At 65.2% G+C, this 17,311-nt stretch carries 18 protein-coding genes; 6 read left to right on the plus strand and 12 right to left on the minus strand.

Annotated elements, in window-relative coordinates; all coding sequences use genetic code 11:
* The first annotated feature begins 68 nt into the window (after positions 1 to 68).
* The gene (locus VFA60_06260; GenBank protein ID HZQ91376.1) at positions 69 to 446 is read left to right on the plus strand and encodes a RidA family protein; all 378 of its coding nucleotides are present in this window, start codon (positions 69 to 71) and stop codon (positions 444 to 446) included.
* A 108-nt stretch (positions 447 to 554) separates the two neighbouring features.
* Here the strand turns inward: VFA60_06260 and rpmB are convergent, their stop codons facing one another.
* Positions 555 to 743 carry a 50S ribosomal protein L28 gene (rpmB, locus tag VFA60_06265; GenBank protein ID HZQ91377.1) on the minus strand — a complete coding sequence of 63 codons (189 nt, stop codon included), beginning with the start codon at positions 741 to 743 and terminating at the stop codon, positions 555 to 557.
* 325 nt (positions 744 to 1,068) lie between these two features.
* On the opposite strand from rpmB, the gene VFA60_06270 reads away from it, so the two are divergent.
* Positions 1,069 to 2,337, plus strand: coding sequence for an amidohydrolase family protein (locus VFA60_06270; GenBank protein HZQ91378.1), 1,269 nt, complete (start codon positions 1,069 to 1,071; stop codon positions 2,335 to 2,337).
* Positions 2,338 to 2,470: 133 nt separating this feature from the next.
* On the opposite strand, the gene VFA60_06275 is transcribed toward VFA60_06270, so the two are convergent.
* The gene (locus VFA60_06275; GenBank protein ID HZQ91379.1) at positions 2,471 to 2,761 is read right to left on the minus strand and encodes an HU family DNA-binding protein; all 291 of its coding nucleotides are present in this window, start codon (positions 2,759 to 2,761) and stop codon (positions 2,471 to 2,473) included.
* Positions 2,762 to 2,990: 229 nt separating this feature from the next.
* Here VFA60_06275 and VFA60_06280 point away from each other — a divergent pair, with 229 nt between their 5' ends.
* Entirely contained in the window at positions 2,991 to 3,650 is a 660-nt protein-coding gene (locus VFA60_06280) for a hypothetical protein (GenBank protein HZQ91380.1), read from the plus strand.
* A 165-nt stretch (positions 3,651 to 3,815) separates the two neighbouring features.
* Here VFA60_06280 and VFA60_06285 read toward each other — a convergent pair whose 3' ends face one another.
* The 4 genes from VFA60_06285 to aroC form a co-directional block, all read right to left on the minus strand.
* Positions 3,816 to 4,313 carry a MerR family DNA-binding transcriptional regulator gene (locus VFA60_06285; protein HZQ91381.1) on the minus strand — a complete coding sequence of 166 codons (498 nt, stop codon included), beginning with the start codon at positions 4,311 to 4,313 and terminating at the stop codon, positions 3,816 to 3,818.
* Between the two features lie 169 nt (positions 4,314 to 4,482).
* Positions 4,483 to 5,001: a 2-amino-4-hydroxy-6-hydroxymethyldihydropteridine diphosphokinase gene (gene folK / locus VFA60_06290; protein ID HZQ91382.1), complete on the minus strand. Its 519-nt coding sequence runs from the start codon at positions 4,999 to 5,001 to the stop codon at positions 4,483 to 4,485.
* Positions 5,002 to 5,106: 105 nt separating this feature from the next.
* Positions 5,107 to 5,631 carry a peptide deformylase gene (def, locus tag VFA60_06295; protein HZQ91383.1) on the minus strand — a complete coding sequence of 175 codons (525 nt, stop codon included), beginning with the start codon at positions 5,629 to 5,631 and terminating at the stop codon, positions 5,107 to 5,109.
* A gap of 59 nt (positions 5,632 to 5,690) precedes the next feature.
* Positions 5,691 to 6,869 carry a chorismate synthase gene (gene aroC, locus VFA60_06300; GenBank protein ID HZQ91384.1) on the minus strand — a complete coding sequence of 393 codons (1,179 nt, stop codon included), beginning with the start codon at positions 6,867 to 6,869 and terminating at the stop codon, positions 5,691 to 5,693.
* 452 nt (positions 6,870 to 7,321) lie between these two features.
* On the opposite strand from aroC, the gene VFA60_06305 reads away from it, so the two are divergent.
* Positions 7,322 to 8,986, plus strand: a complete 1,665-nt coding sequence (locus tag VFA60_06305) for a GAF domain-containing sensor histidine kinase (protein ID HZQ91385.1) — start codon at positions 7,322 to 7,324, stop codon at positions 8,984 to 8,986.
* A gap of 10 nt (positions 8,987 to 8,996) precedes the next feature.
* Complete coding sequence (locus VFA60_06310; protein ID HZQ91386.1) at positions 8,997 to 9,638, plus strand: response regulator transcription factor; 642 nt, start codon at positions 8,997 to 8,999, stop codon at positions 9,636 to 9,638.
* A gap of 57 nt (positions 9,639 to 9,695) precedes the next feature.
* Here VFA60_06310 and VFA60_06315 read toward each other — a convergent pair whose 3' ends face one another.
* The 3 genes from VFA60_06315 to VFA60_06325 form a co-directional block, all read right to left on the minus strand.
* Positions 9,696 to 11,108, minus strand: coding sequence for a rhomboid family intramembrane serine protease (locus VFA60_06315; protein ID HZQ91387.1), 1,413 nt, complete (start codon positions 11,106 to 11,108; stop codon positions 9,696 to 9,698).
* 56 nt (positions 11,109 to 11,164) lie between these two features.
* Positions 11,165 to 11,872 carry a haloacid dehalogenase type II gene (locus VFA60_06320; GenBank protein HZQ91388.1) on the minus strand — a complete coding sequence of 236 codons (708 nt, stop codon included), beginning with the start codon at positions 11,870 to 11,872 and terminating at the stop codon, positions 11,165 to 11,167.
* Between the two features lie 72 nt (positions 11,873 to 11,944).
* A complete protein-coding gene (locus VFA60_06325; protein ID HZQ91389.1) occupies positions 11,945 to 12,619 on the minus strand; it encodes a hypothetical protein in 675 nt (224 codons plus the stop codon).
* A gap of 201 nt (positions 12,620 to 12,820) precedes the next feature.
* On the opposite strand from VFA60_06325, the gene VFA60_06330 reads away from it, so the two are divergent.
* Positions 12,821 to 13,945 (plus strand): aldo/keto reductase, encoded by a 1,125-nt coding sequence (locus VFA60_06330; GenBank protein ID HZQ91390.1) that lies wholly within the window; start codon positions 12,821 to 12,823, stop codon positions 13,943 to 13,945.
* A gap of 463 nt (positions 13,946 to 14,408) precedes the next feature.
* On the opposite strand, the gene VFA60_06335 is transcribed toward VFA60_06330, so the two are convergent.
* From VFA60_06335 to VFA60_06345, 3 genes are all read right to left on the minus strand, one after another.
* Positions 14,409 to 15,119: a tetratricopeptide repeat protein gene (locus VFA60_06335; protein HZQ91391.1), complete on the minus strand. Its 711-nt coding sequence runs from the start codon at positions 15,117 to 15,119 to the stop codon at positions 14,409 to 14,411.
* A 244-nt stretch (positions 15,120 to 15,363) separates the two neighbouring features.
* Positions 15,364 to 16,617: a POTRA domain-containing protein gene (locus VFA60_06340; protein HZQ91392.1), complete on the minus strand. Its 1,254-nt coding sequence runs from the start codon at positions 16,615 to 16,617 to the stop codon at positions 15,364 to 15,366.
* Between the two features lie 280 nt (positions 16,618 to 16,897).
* Positions 16,898 to 17,266, minus strand: coding sequence for a TraR/DksA family transcriptional regulator (locus VFA60_06345; GenBank protein HZQ91393.1), 369 nt, complete (start codon positions 17,264 to 17,266; stop codon positions 16,898 to 16,900).
* Positions 17,267 to 17,311 lie beyond the last annotated feature (45 nt).

Here is a 17,311-nt window from a genome sequence, read left to right on the forward strand (position 1 = left end):
TTATTGTGCCGAAGGTTTTTCCGGTCCTCTGTGTCTGGGTGGTAGAGGTTCACTTCAGGAGGAAACGAATGCGTGATGTCATCTCCACTGCCGATTCGCCGGCGGCCATAGGGCCGTACTCGCAGGCCATCCGTGCCAACGGCTTCGTCTTCATCTCAGGACAGATTCCGCTCGACCCGGCGACGAAGGACCTGGTCGAAGGTGACATCCGCGCGCAGACCGAGCGCGTGCTCAAGAACCTGGGCGCCATCCTGGCCGCGGCAGGCTCGAGCCTGGAGAAGGTGGTGAAAACCACGGTGTTTCTTAAGAGTATGAATGACTTTGCGGCTATGAACGAGGTCTACGCCACGTATTTCAAAACCGCGCCCCCGGCACGCTCCACGGTGGAAGCGGCCGCGCTGCCGCGCGGCGTCGCCGTGGAGATCGACGTCATCGCGCTGGCGTAAAAGCGTTCACCGCGGAGGCGCGGAGAACGCTGAGAAATCCCCCTTCACGGAGAAAGAAGAAAAAGGAAGTTCCTCTGCGCCCTCTGCGTCTCTGCGGTGAAAAGGCTTCTAGGCTTTTACCACCTTGCCGCTGCGCAGGCAGCCGGTGCACACGCGGATGCGCTTGGCGGCGCCGTTGATGCGGGCGCGCACCGGGCGCAGGTTGATGTTCCAGCGCCGTTTGGTCACGTTGTGCGCGTGACTGATATTGTTCCCCGACTGCGGCTTCTTGCCGCAGACATCACAAACCTGTGCCATGACGGAAGACTCCAGAAAAGTTCAGAACTTGTGGGCCAAAAGATAGATTTTACAGCAGTTCCCGCGGATTCGCCACCCGGCGGGCCCTTCCAGGTTGTAGCGGCGGGCGCCCTCGCCCGCCGGCACGCCACGGACCGTGTGGACGCGGGCGGCCGCGCGCTCGGGGCTTGAAGGGGCGCGGCTTCCCGCCGCGACTGACAAAAGCCGCCAAGCATTCGCCGTTGGCCGCTGACGTATTCCTCGCCGCTGCGCCGTACGCGCTTCCAGGCGCAAAGACGTTGCTTGCTATAATCGCGCGCCTTCGATTCATTTTGGAAGGGATGCAATGAAAAGACTCCTCGCATTGATGTGTCTGCTGTTCTGCCCGCTCGCTGGACTTGCCCAAACCACTCCCACCCGCACCGTCGTCATTCCCGGCCGCATCCTCGACGTCAAGACCGGCCGCTACCTCACCGGCCAGGCCATCACCATCGAAGGCGAAAAGATCACCGCCATCGGCCCCGAAGCGGCCGTCGCGGCAGCCCAGGTCATCCGCTTGCCGAACCTCACCGTGCTGCCGGGTCTGATCGACGCGCACACGCACATCACCATGGACCCGTACCACTTCGGTTACGCGGAGCTTGGCGTCTCGACGCCGCGCGAGGCGCTGAACGGCGCCGTGAACGCCCGCACCACGCTGGAGGCCGGGTTCACCACCATCCGCAACGTTGGCGCCGGCGGCTATACCGACGTCGCCTTGCGTGACGTAATCAACGAAGGCTCGCTGCCCGGCCCGCGTATGCTGGTGAGCGGCCCGGCGATGAGCATCACCGGCGGACACTGCGACAACAACCTGCTGCCCTTCGAGTATCACCATGAGGCCGAGGGCGTGGCCAACGGCATCGAGTCGGTGCAGCACAAGGTGCGCGAAATCATCAAGTACGGCGCCGACGTGGTCAAGATCTGCGCCACCGGCGGCGTGCTCTCCAAGGGCGACGATCCGCGCGCCTCGCAGTACACCCTGGAAGAAATGAAGGCCATCGTGGCCGACGCGCACCGCCTCGGCCGCAAGGTCGCCGCCCACGCCCACGGCGGTGACGGCATCAAGCTCGCCGTCGAGGCCGGCGTGGATTCGATCGAGCATGGCTCCTACATCGACGACGAGGGCATCGCGCTCATGAAGCAGCGCGGCGCCTACCTGGTGCCGACGCTCTACCTTGGCGACTGGTTCCTGGAGAACGCGCAGCGCATCCACGCGCCTGAGTTCTACCTGAGCAAGGCCCGCGAGGTGATGCCCGCCGCCCGCCGCAACCTCGCAAAGGCGTTCGCCGCTGGCGTGAAGGTCGCATTCGGCACCGACGCCGCCGTCTATCCCCACGGCCTGAACGCGCGCGAGTTCGCCGTCATGGTCAAGCTCGGGATGTCGCCGCTCGCCGCCATCCAGTCGGCCACTATCAACGACGCCGACCTGCTCGGCTGGAGCGACCGCATCGGCAGCATCGAGCCCGGCAAGTTCGCCGATCTGATCGGCGTCTCGGGCGACCCGCTCCAGGACGTGACCGTGCTCGAGCACGTTCAGTTCGTGATGAAGGGCGGCAAGGTGGTGAAGCAGTAGCCACGAATCGGATGCTCCGATGGGAAAACACAAAGGCCGGCTTCGCAGCCGGCCTTCGTGCACCAGGGGGACGTTGCGGGCCCCGTTCGTCCCACTCTGCTCGAAGGGACGAACTCACGCCACGCAATGGCAACTACTTCTTGGGGGCGATGGAATCCTTCACGGCCTTGGCCAGGTAGAACTTCGCCGTGGTCTTGGCTGGAATCTTGATGGGTTCGCCCGTCTGCGGGTTGCGGCCCATGCGCGCCTTGCGGTTCACCTTCTTCAGCCGGCCCAGGCCGGGGAGAATGAAGACGCCGCCTTTCTTGGTCTCTTTCACAGCCGTGTCAACCAGCGTTTCCAGGAACGCTGCCGCGGTCTTGTTGCTGGTCTCGAGCTTGCCAGCCAGATGGCGGACCAGCTGTGTCTTTGTCATGCCTGCCATGAATCCTCCTTGAATTAACTCCGTTTGCTGGGCAAACGCGCGTATCTTACAACAGCATCAAGAACCTTAGAAGCGCCGGAACCGCATTTTTCGCGGCTTTTTCACACTTTCTTGTGCAAAACCCCAGAAAAATCGCCGCTTCTGGCGTCTAAGGACCGGGAGCTAGGGTGCTGGCCCCGCCGGCAGCTCCAGCTTGAAACTTGAAACCGGAAACTTGAAACTGGTTGGAATGCCTTGTCCCGTCTGCAACCTGCGCAAGGAGAAGCGCTTCTGCCCGGCGCTGCATGACCGCATCTGCGCCATCTGCTGCGGCCAGGAGCGCGAGGTCACGCTCGATTGCCCATCCGACTGTCCCTACCTGCGCCAGGCCCGCGAGCACGAGCGCCCGCGCACGCCGGAGGAGCTGATCGCCGCCGGCGCCGAGCTGTTCCCCGAAGTCGAAGTGGGACAGGGATTCGTCTACGAGCGCGAGCCGCTGATCGCCGGGCTGAGCTTCGCCCTGGCCAGGGCCGCACGCGCCGACCGCGAAGTCCGCGACCGCGACCTGATCGCCGCCCTCACCGAAAGCGCCAAGACATGGCAGCGCCGGGCGTCTTCAGGACTCGAATACCAGGCGGCAACCAACCCCGTGCAGCAGTCCATCTCGGCGGAGCTGGAGCGCATGGCCGCCGAGTACGCCGACGCCGAGCGCAAGCACATGGGCTACACCACGGTCCGCGACTCCCACGTCCTGCGCGCCCTGGTGTTCCTCCTACGTTTGGCGCACTCCCGCTCTTCAGGCCGCCCGCGCTCACGCGCCTTCGTTGAGTTCCTGTTGAATCAGTTCCCAGAGAAGAAGGAATCAGTCATCGCTTCGGCGAGCGAGGGGAGCAGGATCATCATTCCCTAAGACCGCGCCTTGACCGCGGGGCCCGCGGAGGGGACAGAAGCACGTCGCCAGCCGACGCCGGGATGGCAAGCTGGGCCGGGCTGCGCCGGCCCAGCGCTGCTTCATCGGCAAAGCGGACAGCCCGGCGGACAGCAGCCCGCCGTCTTGGCCAGCAACGGGGCGGCGCTAGCCGCCAGCGCGCCGAACAGCACCATCGCGAGCGTGATCAGTTTGCGCATGAACGATTTCTCCTTTCTTCGGGGAATGCGGCAGATCGCTGACCAGGAAACACCTGCCCTTCGCGCAGCAATCGCTCTGCGCGCAGTTCCGGCGCGAACCGGACCGCGCCACCGACATCACGCGCCGCCGCAGCCTTTGCAGCGCCCGGATTTGCCGTTCCAGTTCCTGGGTCTTCTCGCCCATCCAGAGGCACACCTCAGGACACGGGTCCTGACCTCGCCGTACCAGCGTCAGCACCCGTTTCATTTGCGCCAGTGAAAGGCCGACGCTCCTGGACTTGCCGATGAACTCCACGTAACGAAGCGCATCCGGCGAGAAAAGCCGGTGCCCGGTGTGGCTCCTCGCCGCGCGCGGCAGCAGGTCAAGACGCTCCCAGTAACGCAGCGCCCTGGCGGATGCGCCGGTGCGACGGGCCACCTCGGTGATCGTGAGTCCGCCGGTCATGAATCTGCCTGTCCGCAGGCTACGACCTGCCGCAGCGTAAGGCTGCAACACTCTTTTTTGGGCCGGCACACGTCCAGCCATCAATCCTCCCCACCCGGCCGGAGTTCGCTGACCGCAGGATAGGGGACCGCCGGCGCCCTCGACCGGCTCTGCGTCCTCTGCGGCCGGCCTAGAGCCTCCTTACCGTCCCCCCGCCCGCCCCCAGCGCGTCCCTCAGCTCACGCACCGTTTTTTTCAGCACCGGATGCCGCGCCTCGGGCGCAATCTCGGCCAGCGGCTCCAGCACGAACCGCCGCTGCGACATCGCCGGATGCGGCACCTTGATCCCGGGTATGTTTAGCACCGAGCGGCCGAAAAAGATGATGTCGATGTCAATCGTGCGCGGGCCCTTCACGCGCGCTGCGTTCTCCGGCGTGCGCTTCAGCGCCGCCGGCGGACGCCGCCGTCCCATCTCCTGCTCGATCCCCAGCAGCGCCGCCATCAATTGCTTCGGCATCTTCTCGGTCTCGAGCGCCACTGCGATGTTCAGGAAGTCGGGCTGCTGCGTGAACTCCACCGGGGCCGTCTCGTAGAACGACGAAACACCTTTCACGTCGCCCAGCGCGCGCAGCTTCTCAACCGCGTGTTCCAGGTTCGCGCGCCGGTCGCCCAGGTTGGAGCCGAGCGAAAGGTAAACCAGTTTCTTCATGCCGGGCGTTTCACGTTTCAAGTTTCATGTTTCACGAAGTTTCATGTTTCACGAGGCTTTGGTCGCGTTCGTGGAACGTGAAACGGGAAACGTGGAACCGGTTTTCTACCACTCCCCCGCCTTCGCCAGTTTCCTGATCTTGCGCTTCATCAGGTCGCGCTTCAGCGCGCTGATGTGCGCGATGTAAAGCCGGCCGTCGAGATGGTCGGTCTCGTGCAGAAAGGCGCGCGCCAGCAGGTCTTCGCCGGTGTGCTCGAAAAACTTTCCGTGCTCGTCCTGCGCCCGCACGGTCACGCGCCGTGGCCGCGTGACCATTTCGCGAAAGTCGGGCAGGCTCAGGCAGCCTTCATTCGACCGCTGCCGGCCCTCGGTGTGCACGATCACCGGATTCACCATGACCAGCTTTGCGCCGGGGTCTTCTTTGAATGTGACGTCCACCACCGCGACGCGCTTCGAGATGCCGATCTGCGGCGCCGCCAGCCCCACACCGTGCGCCGCGTACATGGACTCGAACATGTCGGCAACCAGCTTGCGCAGTTCCTCGTCGAAGTGCGTCACCGCGGCGGCGCGTTGCTCCAGGACCGGGTCGCCGTATTTGACGATGGGATAGATCATTGAACATCGGGCCATCGGGCCATCGGCTCATTGGGCCGGTTCGTGCAATGGCCCGATGACCCGATTCCCGATGATCAATATTTTCTTAACTGCTCCTTATACCCCTCAAAATTTCTCTTCGTCTCGTCGATGCTGTCGCCGCCGAACTTTTCCAGCGCGCAGCGCGCGAGCGTCAGCGCGACCATCGCTTCGGCGCCCACCCCCGCCGCCGGCACCACGCACACGTCCGAGCGCTCGTACGCCGCCTTCACCGGCTCGCGCGTGGCGAAATCCACCGACTCCAGAGGACGCCGCAGCGTCGAGATCGGCTTCAGGTAGCCGCGCACCACAACGTCTTCGCCGTTCGAGATGCCGCCCTCGATGCCGCCGGCTCGATTCGCCGCCCGCGTGAAGCCGGTAAAGCCGCCGCTCGACTTGTGGTATCCGATGCTGTCATGCACCGCCGAGCCCATCGAGCCGGCCGCCGTCACGCCCGCGCCGATCTCCACCGCCTTCACCGCCTGCAATGACATCACCGCGCCGGCCAGCAGCGCATCGAGCCGCTCGTCCCAGTTGGCATAGGTGCCCAGCCCCGGCGGCACCCCGTGCGCCACGACTTCGAAAACGCCGCCAACCGAATCGCCCGTCTTGAGCGCCGCGTCCACTTCCGCCTTCATGCGCTGTTCGGATTCGCGGTCGCCACAGTTCAGCAGGACCTCGTCGCGCTTGGCCAGCTCGCGCAGCGTGTCGAACGAAACCTCCTGCTGCGAGGTTGCCGCCCCACCCACGGCGACCACGTGGCTCAGGACTTCGATGCCGAGTTCGGCGAGGAACTGCTTGGCGATTGCGCCCGCCGCCACGCGCGCCGCGCTCTCGCGTGCCGACGCCCGCTCCAGCACGTACCGCGCCTCGGCAAAGTTGTACTTCAGCGCGCCGGCCAGGTCGGCGTGTCCGGGACGCGGCGACGCCACCTTCTTATGCTTCGCCTGGTCGCCCGGCCCCACCGGCAGCGACTCCTGCCAGTTTTTCCAGTCGCGGTTCTCCAGCAACAGCGCGATGGGCGAGCCGATCGTCTGCCCATGGCGCACGCCGGAGAGAATCCGCGCCCGGTCCTGCTCGATCTTCATTCGCCCGCCGCGGCCGTAGCCCTGCTGCCGCCGCCACAGCTCGCGGTCGATGACCGTCTGGTCCACCCGCAATCCGGCAGGCAAGCCTGACAGCCAGGCCACCAGCGCCTCGCCATGCGATTCCCCGGCGGTAACGAAACGTAACATCTGCTTTTATCGGAAGCGGCGCGCAACGCGCCCGCAAAACAGGTGATTGTATCTGAACCGCTTCCCGCCTCCGCCTTCCCCTTTCCGATCTCGCCCTTCTCCCCTTTCCGCTATAAGCGAACCTGGAAACGCCGAGCGCGGGGCCACCTGCCTGGTCTTAAGTTTTTGCATGTTTCATTTTGCGTCTTGCATTGATTTTTTCCGCTGCTCCGCGGTCGCCTTGTACCGGATCGCGCGTACATGTCCCCGAACGAATGAAGTACTAAGCCTTTCGGCTTAGTACCACACAGGTAAACATATCAACTCCGTTCTGGACTCGCCTGAGAAAAACTCGTAAAATGGCCAGTAATCCAGCCACTTCGCCGTTAACTGTGTAGTAATCTGCGCTCGGCACGTACGCAGATTTTCTGCACACCTCATATCAAACACCTGGGAGCCCGATGTCCCCCGCTTTGCCCCTGAAAGAAAGTGCGCGTCAACTCATCAGCGAGGTCGCACGCGCGCTGGAGCCGCGGTTCGGACAAATCACCGAGAGCTGGCGCGAGCAGGTGGTTCGCGAGTTCGGTTTCGACCCGCGCACGGTGGCGGCGCTCAAGCGCGTCACCATCGATACCGGCGCCTCGTACTTTCGCGCGGGCGATTTCGCCTCCTTCTTCGAGAACGTGCACTACTTCGGCACGCGCCTGTCAAAACTCGACGTCGACACCCGCGCCGTCGACCGCTGCCTGGAGATTTACCAGAACCTGTGCGAGCCCTGGCTGACCGAGTCCTTCGGCGAGCGCCGCGCCGATGCCGTCGGCGCGCTCGACATGCTTTCCTCGGCCACGTTCGTCGCCGTCTCCGGCGCCTACTTCGATTCCAAGTCCGCCGAGTCGGCCGCGCTGCTCGCCGTCCTCGAAGCCGAACTTTCCGCGTCCGATCTGAACACGCTGCTGCACGACACCCTGCTCTACACCGCGCGTACCTTCGATGCCGCGTTTGGCGTGCTGCTGCTGCTCGATGAGGAAGCCGCCGCGCTCACCATTTCCGGCGTGACCGGCACGGCCGTGGCCGAGATGGGCAACACGGTCCCGCTGTCCGATCCGCTGGCCGGACAGATCGCGCAGAGCCGCGAAGCGCAGATCGTGCTCGATACCACCGCCGACCAGCGCGTGACCACGCCCGCGCTCCGGCAGAAGCCGCACAGCCTCTGGGCGGTGCCGCTCAAGGACACGCGCGACCGGCTCGCCGGCGTCCTCCTGCTCGGCTTCGACAAGACCTATTACGAATGGCTGCCGCGCGAGCGCCAGCTCATGCAGGCCATGGGCGACCGCATTGCGCTCGCCATGGAGCGCGCCCGCATGACCGACGCGCTGCGCGAGCGCGAAGCGCTGATCGCGCGCCTTTCCGCGCACCTGTTGACCGCGCAGGAAGAGGAGCGCAAGCGCATCAGCCGCGAACTGCACGACGAAACCGGCCAGGCGCTCATGGTGATCCGGCTGTATCTCAGCATGCTCGACGGCATCGTCAAGCCGCAGCCGGCGCACAGCAAGATCCGTGAAACCGTCGACGTGGTGGACCGCACCATCGAGGGCATCCGCCGCATCATCGCCAAGCTCTCGCCGTTGCTGCTGGAGGAGCTCGGGCTCGTCGCCGCCATCCGCAAGGAAGCCAAGGAGCTCACCAAGAACACCGGCGTCCGCGCGCGCGTGGTGGTGGGCGACGAAATCGGCCGCCTTCCCGCGGGCATGGAAGCGGCCATTTACCGAATCGTGCAGGAAGCGCTGCACAACGTGGCCAAGCACGCCCAGGCCCGCACCGTCACCGTGCAGATGTGGCGTGAGAACAACGGCCTCCGGCTGCTGATTGACGACGACGGTATCGGCATGGCCGCGGCGTCACAAAAGAGCAGCTCTCGCGGCCACTCCTTCGGAGTGGCTGGTATCAAAGAAAGAGTCAACCTGATGGGAGGCGCGCTGCGCATCACCTCAGGCAAAGGCAAAGGTACAAGAATAGAAATCACACTCCCCACGGCGCAACCGCTCCGCGCGCTGAAGGCGGCTTCCCCGGCAGTTGCCGCGGCCGCATTGGCGCTGGGCGCGGGGGCGACGCAAGGTACAGCGAATGCCAAAAATTAAATGTCTTCTGGTGGATGATCACACATTGTTCCGGCAGGGCGTTCGTCGCCTGCTGGAAAGCGAAAGCGACTTTGAGGTGGTTGGCGAAGCGCCCGACGCGGGCGAAGCGGTGGAGAAGGCGCGCGATCTGCGCCCCGACATCGTGCTCATGGACATCGGCATGCCCGGCCTCTCGTCATTCGAAGCGGCGCGCCACATCCGCAAGAACCGGCCCGAAACCAAGGTCCTGTTCCTCACCATGTACGAAGACGAGGACTACCTCGTCCAGTGCCTCGAAGTCGGCGCCGCCGGCTACGTGCTCAAGGACACGCCCGCGCCGCAGTTGGTCACCGCCGTGCGCGACGTCTACCGCGGCGGCAAATACCTCAGCTCGCAGGTGCTCGGCAAACTTGTCGAAGACTTCCGCGCGCGCGTGCGCGATGCGCGCATGCGTCCGCGGATTTCGACCCTCACTCCCCGTGAGCGCGAAATCCTCAAGCTGCTCGCCGAAGGCAATTCGGTGAAGGAAATCGCCGTGCTGCTGGGCCTGAGCGTGAAGACCGTGGAAGCGCACAAGTTCAACCTGATGCGCAAGCTCGACATCCACAACAAGGCGCAGCTGGTGACTTACGCCATCCAGAAGAAGATCATCAAGATTCCCGTGAACCAGTAAGCGCGACCGTGCTCCACGTTCCGCGCCGCGTTCGTTGCGGCGCCAGCGTGGGGTTCGTCATTGCGCGGTGGAAGTCTGCTTTCGCGGCGCTGTAAGCTTTTCGCGCAGCTCCATGCTGCGCTCCAGCGCCTGCTGCGCTTCCAACTGCATTCCTTTTCCCTTGTAGGCCTGCGCGATGCCGAAGTGCGCGTCCGGATTCTCCGGCTGGAGCTGCGCCCATTCCTGGTAGGTGCGCAGCGCGTCGTCATATTTGCGCGCACCCAGATACGCGGCGCCAAGAAAGCTGTACGTAAGCGGGTAACTCCGATCCAGCGCCTGCGCGCGCTTGTAAGCTTCGATCGCTCCGTCGGTATCGCCCGTGCGGGCCAGCGCAACGCCGAGATTGATTTGCGCCGGCACAAAGTTGGGTGCGAGCGTGGCAACCCGGCGATACGCGTCCAGCGCCTCCGCGACTTTGTCCTGCGCCAGGTAGATTTCGCCCAGCGCGGTCCAGCCCTCCACGGAGCTGGCGTCAAGCTCGGTCCCGCGCTTCAGCGCGGCCAGCGCCGGTTCCGGCTGTGCGTTCATCGCATACGCGCGCCCCAACTTCACCCAGTACGCGGCGGTGTTGGGCCGCGCCTTCACCACTTCCCGCAGTTCGTCGATCGCCAGCGCGCGCTGGTTGCGCGACTCGGCCCGCAGCGCCCGGTCGAGATGAATGACGTATGCCTCAACCCGCCGCACCGTGAGGAACACCGCGACGAGCGCCACGCCGAGCAGCGCCATGTCGCGCCGCCGCGCTGAAGGACTGCCGCGCTCGGTGGCGCGGTTCATCAGCGCGCCAATCAGCGCGCCCGAGAGCAGGCCGCCAAGGTGCGCGGCATTGTCAACCCCGCCACGGACCGCGCCGAAGATCACGTTGAACAGCGTGAAGGCGGTCAGGCTGCTCAGCACCGGCTTCACCACTTCGTGCGGCAGCTCGAGCTTGCCGAACTTGAACGTTACCAGCAGCGCGCCGACCACGCCGAAGATCGCGCCCGAAGCGCCGGCGCTCGGCGTGAACGGATGCCACGCGGCGCTGGCCACGCTCCCGGCAGCGCCGGTGAACAGGTACAGGAACAGGTACGTCGCACGCCCGTAGATATGTTCCGCGAGCTGGCCGGCGTTCCACAGCGACCACATGTTCACCGCGATGTGGACAACGCCGATGTGCACGAAGACGCTGGCCAACAGCCGCCACCAATCGCGGTCCAGCGTCAGCGTGCCCAGGTTCGCGCCCCAGCGCAGCAGCTGCTGCGCGGTGGGCTGCGTCAGCGAGACGCCGCGCGCCATCATCAGCAGGAATACCAGCACGTTGATCGCGATCAGCGCCCTGGTGACGGGAAACGAAGCCGCGTGTGCCTGAGCTGTGGCCGGTTCACTGCACGCCGCGCAGATGTTGATGGGCGAGCCGGCGGCAAGCTCTCGCCCGCAGTTCAGGCAATTGGGCATAAAGCGCGGGACGCGCCGCGCACATGTCGATTGAACCAGAAAGCCGGTGGTGAATGCTACCGCTCAGTGCCGGCGTTTTCCGGCACGGCCAGTTCGGCGAGCGTGGCGAGGTCGCGAACTTCCAGGTCGAAGCGTGCGCTGGCAGGCGGCGCGCCGTCAGGCTGTCCCTTGCGGCGGTTCACCCACACGGTGGTGAAGCCCATCGCCTTCGCCGGCGCGTGATCGTGGTAGAGGCTGCGCGCCACGTGCAGGATTTCCTCCTTCGGCAGCGCGAGCCGCCGCAGCGCCAGCTCGAAGTTGTTGCGCGAGGGCTTGTAGCTTCCCGCCTGCTGCGCCGTGATCACGTCTTTGAACGGCACTTCCAGCAGGCGCGCCGAATGCGCGAACAGGTCATCGTCGATGTTCGAGATCACGGCCAGCGCGAAGCGCGCGTGCAGCCGGCGCAGCGCCGCGACCGTATCGGGAAACGGCTGCCAGCGCGCGATCGATTCCGCCAGCGACGCGCGCTCCGCCTCCGTCGGTGTAAAGCCGAGCCGCGCGCCGAAACCTGCGACGACGCCGCCCAGGATTTCGCGGTAGCGGCGATAGTTGCCGCGCTCGGCCTCGCTCTCCAGTTCGGCGTACAGCCGCAGGATTGCGGCGTCGTCGAGCTGCTTGCCGTGCGCGGCGAGAATGGGCCGCAGCGCGCCGAGAATGCCGCTCTCCCAGTCGATCAGCGTGCCGTAGCAGTCGAAGGTGAGGATGCGAAAACGGGAAAAGTTCACAGTTCTCAGTCTACAGTTCACGGTGAAACCCGTGAACCATGGGCCGTGAAACCGTGGACCGAGAACTGAGAACTACTTCTTGATCTCCACCGGCGCGCCCAGCTTGAAGCTGAGGGCCGACTCAGCGGGCAGCACGATGTCTTTGTTGTCGGTGAAGGCCGAGCCCGCCGTTCCGGCGCCCGCGCCCGCCACCGCGCCGATGGCCGCGCCCTTGCCGCCGCCGGCGAGTCCGCCAATCAGAGCGCCCAGGCCGGCGCCGCCGCCAATCAGCGTCGCCGTGCGCTTGCCCTTTCCTTTCATCGCGCGGGAAATCGTGCCCGCCTGGATGGGATATGTCGTGCCGTCCACCACGATGGACTTCATGGCGATCTGGAGCGAGGCCGCGCCCTTGAAGCGTCCGCGGGCCTTGGCGCTGACCACTTCGCCGTTCACCGTCGCATCTTTCGGGATCGCCACCTTGCCGTCAACTTCCACCGGCTGCTCGACGTTCGCGGTGAACGAGTCGCCGGCGTTGCTGGTCTTCGATCCCAGTGACTGGTTCAGGCGCACGGTGATCACCGTGCCCGCGGGAACGGTGAGCTTGCTGCTGGTGAGCCGTTCCAGAACTCCCGGCTTGCTGGCGCTGCTTCCGCCCGCGGCGCCCGCTGACGACGAGGACGCGCTCTGGTCTTCCGGGGCCTTGCTGCAAGCGACGCCAACGGCCAGCGCCAGCAGCGCGATGAACAGGACTGCGCGACGAGTCTGCATATCTTCCTCCCCCAAAATGAAGGCGAAGCAGCGTGACTTTGGGTTGTATCAGAAGCTCGCGATTCGGGCAATGTGATGGGGACATGAACCGGCGGGATCTCCGCACTGAGCGTTTTGGCGCTTGGCACTTGGCCGCCAACGGCAATGCCCAAGGGCCAGATGCTGAGTGCCAATTGCCGACCGCCGTCTTACACTGGCGCGATGCTCACCGGTTTCGCCACCTCGGACGGCACGGCGCGCTACGCGGCGCGATTTCCCCGGCTGCGCGACGCGGGCCACTTCCGCCGCGCGCAGCATGTTCCCGGCGCGGGCGAGTTGTGGCTGCCTTCCATCGGGCTCGGCACCTACCTTGGCGAGCCGACCGACGCGGCCGACGCGCAGTATGAAGCCGCTATCGCCGCCGCGCTCGCCGCCGGCGTCAACCTGCTTGATTCGGCCATCAACTACCGGCACCAGCGCTCGGAGCGCAACATCGGCGCGGTGCTGGCACGGCAGATCAAGTCCGGCGAACTGGGCCGCGATGAGGTCGTGGTCTGCACCAAAGCGGGCTTCCTCAACTTCGACGGCGCGATGCCTGCCGATCCACGCGGATACCTCCGGCGCGAGTACGTCGAGACGGGCGTGCTCGATCCCGGAGAACTCGCCGGCGGCATGCATTGCATGTCGCCCAGCTACATTGCGAACCAGTTGGAGCGCTCGCGGCACAACCTGGGACTGGAGACCATTGACGTTTTCTACGTCCACAATCCCGAGTCGCAGTTGGGAGAAGTGCCGCGCGAAGAGTTCTTCGATCGCCTGCGGCGCGCGTTCGTCTTCCTGGAAGGGGCCGTCGCCGAAGGAAAAATCCGCTGGTACGGCACGGCGACGTGGAACGCCTTCCGGGTGGCGCCGGAGGCCCGCGACTTCATCAACCTGGCCGACGTGCTGCGGGCGGCGCGCGCGGCCGGGGGCGACCGCCATCACTTCCGCTTCGTGCAGCTGCCCTTCAATCTCGGTCTGGCCGAGGCCTGGGGCCGCGCCAGCCACGACGCCGGCGATGGCGCTGTATCAGCCCTGGAATTCGCAAAGCGCGAGGGCATCGCGATTGTCGGCAGCGCGACGCTGATGCAGGGCAAACTGGCCGGCGGCCTGCCCGAATTCGTGCGCCGGAAACTGAAGACGAAGACCGATGCCGAAGCCGCCATACAGTTTTCCCGCTCGACCCCGGGCATGGCGACGGCGCTCATCGGCATGGGAACCCCGGCGCATGTGGCGTCAAACCTGGCCGTGGCCGGGATGCCGTTGGCCGCCGAGGCGGACTGGCGCAGCCTGTTCGATGGCCGCTGACCTATACCCCTCCCCCTCGTCGGTAATGGAATGTTTGGGTTAGCGGTGGGGATCCGTCGGTGGTCCGTTGATCTAAAGGACTTACACGTAAGATCCGTTGTCCAAAGGAGTTAGCCGCGCGGACTTGTCAAAGAACGAACCCAGCCTGTTGCAACCGCCCCAATGCAGTCAGTACCGGCATCGAGGGCAGACAACAGGCTGGGCTGCTTCAAGGGTAGCAGTTTGGGTGGGGAGAATGGGAAGGCTGGCGGAATCTTTCTTGCGCGTGTTTGGAATGAGTTGCGTGGAATTTCGAGTTTGGGGGGCTTGACAGATCTTCGTGCCGCCTCCTCTTTACGGTCCCTCTTTCACTGGCCTTGCAGCGCCTGAATGCCATGCCGACGGGCGAGTGCGCCCGTCGCTACACAATCGGGATTCCGCGGGCGAAGTGACAAATCTCGACCACACACCGCGGGAGCTGTGCTTATCGCGCGCCGATGGGTGTGGGCGGCTGCGGCTGGCCGAGGGCGGCGAGGCGCTGGTTGGCGACCTCGGCGGCCGGGCCTTTGGGCTCGTCCTTCTTGATGTCCTGGTAGATCTTCACCGCGTCCTGCGTCTGGCGCTTCTGCTCGTAGATGGCGCCGAGTTCCAGCTGGGCCGTGCTCTTGGCGACGGTCGAGGCGGGATGGTCGATGAGCTCTTTGTATTCCCTGATGGCGTCGCCGTCGCGCTGCATGCCGGCGTAGAGCGAGGCCAGCGCGTAGTGCGCCAGGGCGGCAATGTCGCGGTTGCCCGAGTTGGCGACCTCGCGAAGCTGCTTCTCCGCTTCCGCGTTCTTGCCCTGGTCCTTGAGCGTGACCCCGACGAAGTAGCGGGCCATGCGACCGGCGTCGGTCATGTGGTACTTGCCGGCGATGGCCTCGAATTCCTTCTGCGCGGCGGCGGAGCGCTCGGCGGCGCTCAAATAGCCGGGCTGCGACGGGTCAACGACGGGCTGGTCGGGCGTGCGCAGCGGCGCCGAGTAGGTGCGAAGGGCGTGGCTGAGCTCGCCGGCGGCGGCTTCCGAGCGCTGGTTGTGCCAGAACATGAGCCCGGCGGCGATGATGAGCGCGCCGGCCAAGACGGAGATGATCCACACCGCGCGATTGCGGTGTTCGCTGGCCCAGGTGAGCGTGCCGGCGGCAGTGCCGGCCACGGCATGGGCAAATCTGTCCTGCTTAAGTTGATGTCTGGCTTCAGCTCGCACGTGGGCTCTTCGGCTAGGAAATGGCTGGTAACAACAAGTAACCAGTTTAGCAACGGGCATTCGACAGCGTCAAACGGAGACGCAAAGGCCTTCACCGCCGAGACGCAGAGGACGCAGAGGGTTTCAGGTCCCTCGCTCCGCGCGGGATGACATCCTGAACTCTGCGTCTTCTGCGACCCGGGCTGAAGGTTTGTCACGGCGCGAAGATGAGCAGCACGTTGACGCTCCGGTCGGGATTGATCTGGGTGCTGGTTTTCAGGCGCATGCGGGAGAGGCTGACGGGAATCTTGGTAGAGTTTTCGCGCAGGAAGCGGAGCGAGTAAGTGGCATCGTAGGGATCGCCTTCGCGCATGCGCCAGGCGGCGAGGACGCGTCCGGCGGCGTCGCCATCGATGCCCGAAACCTCGATGCGTCCCATGTGGTACTGCTCGCCTTCGCTGACGCGGAAGTCGTAGGCGACGGTGCGTGTGGCGTCGTCGTAGCTGGGCACCGGCTCGATGGCGGCGCGCAGGTAGCCGCGGCTGCCGTAGAGTTCGGTCAGCTTCTCCAAGTCGGCGGAGAGCTGCACGGCGTCGGCGGTTTGTCCGCGCGCAAGGTGCAGCTTGCCGCTGAGTTCTGCAGCGGACAGCGCGGCGTTGCCCGACCAGCGCACGTCGCCGGCTTTGTATTCCAGGCCTTCCACGACGGGAACGGTCACGCTCACCGCGCCGTCGGCGAAGCGAGCTTGCGGCTCGCCGAACGTGGCGCGGAGATATCCGCGGCGCAGGTAAATGGGAACCAGATTGTTGGCGACGAAGCTCTCGACGACCGAGGCGTGATAGTTGCCGCCGACCAGGGGCTTGATCGCGTCCTGCAGCAGCGGTTCGGCGAAGGGAGAAGCGCCGGTGACGGCGATGTCGCGCACCGGGATGCTGGCGCCCTGCACGACGAAGACGACCGCATCGATGGGCGCGCCGAGTTTGCGCTGGTGCAGCAGGTAGTCCACCGAGGCTTCGATCTTGCGCTCGGCGAGCAACTGCCTGAGCGCGTCAGAGACGCGGGCGGTCATCTTGCCGGCGGTGGAGACGGCGCCGTCGAAGAACGGCACGCGTGTGCGCAGCTCGGCGAGCAGGTCGGCCGCGGGAAGCCACACGAAGTTGTCGAAGCGGCAGGGCAGGAACTCGGGACTGTCTTGCACCTCGAAGTCCACCGTCATGCCGCCCGGCCCGGTGCGGTACTGAAAGGTGACCTGCGCGAAGGCGCCGCTCTCGGCCATGCGGTTGGCCACCTCCTCCAGCATGGGCTCGGTGGTCGCGGCGCCCAGCTTGAGGCCGCTGGCGCGGATAATGTCGGCTTCCGGGTAGTGCTTCGAGCCCTTCACGTGAACGCCGACGAGGCGGTAGGCGGGCGCGGCGAGCGCATGCACAGCAAGAACAATGAACGCGCTGAGGATGAGTGGCCGGCGCATGCGGGGCGAGATTTTAGACGAGAGCAGCTGATGCCGGCTGAAGTGACGCGAGATGGCGCATGTGGAAGCGGGCGCGTCACGCGTTCGAACGAATACCTCAGCGGCTAAAGCCGAAGTTGGATCGGGCCCATACGGCGCGGGTGAAGCCGCGCCCCTCCGAGATTGTCCCGCGCCGACGGGCGAGGGCGCCCGTCGCTACATCGTGGAGGACCGCGCGTTGAAAGGGCGTACGAGCGCCACAGCCATCAGATGACCAAGCCGCAAAATCACCGAATGAGCGTCAGCCGCTGGCGCGCTCGAGCTGGCCTTTTTCCATTTTTTCCTGGCAGCCGATGCAGTAGCGGGTCCAGGGAACGGCTTCAAGGCGCTTGGGGTTGATCTCGTCGCCGCAGGAGATGCACTGGCCGAAAACGCCTTCGCGGATGCGGTCGAGCGCGCCCTCCACCATTTGCAGGAGCTGGCGCTCGTTGTTGCTCTGGTGGAAGAGGAACTCCTTGTTATAGGAGCTGGCGGCGCGGTCGGCGATGTCCTGCGCCGACTCCAGATCGGTGGCGCGGCCATCCTGCTCGGTGCGGGCCACGGTCTTGCGCAGATCGTGCTGCCGCGTTTCCAGCTTCTTCTTGAAGTACTCGACCTTCTTCTTGTCCATGGACTTCGCCTATCTGTCTGTCATCGGAGAAGCCCAGACAGGGCC

The organism is Terriglobales bacterium, assembly GCA_035651995.1.
In the GTDB taxonomy this organism is placed as follows: Bacteria; Acidobacteriota; Terriglobia; order Terriglobales; family Acidobacteriaceae; genus DASRER01.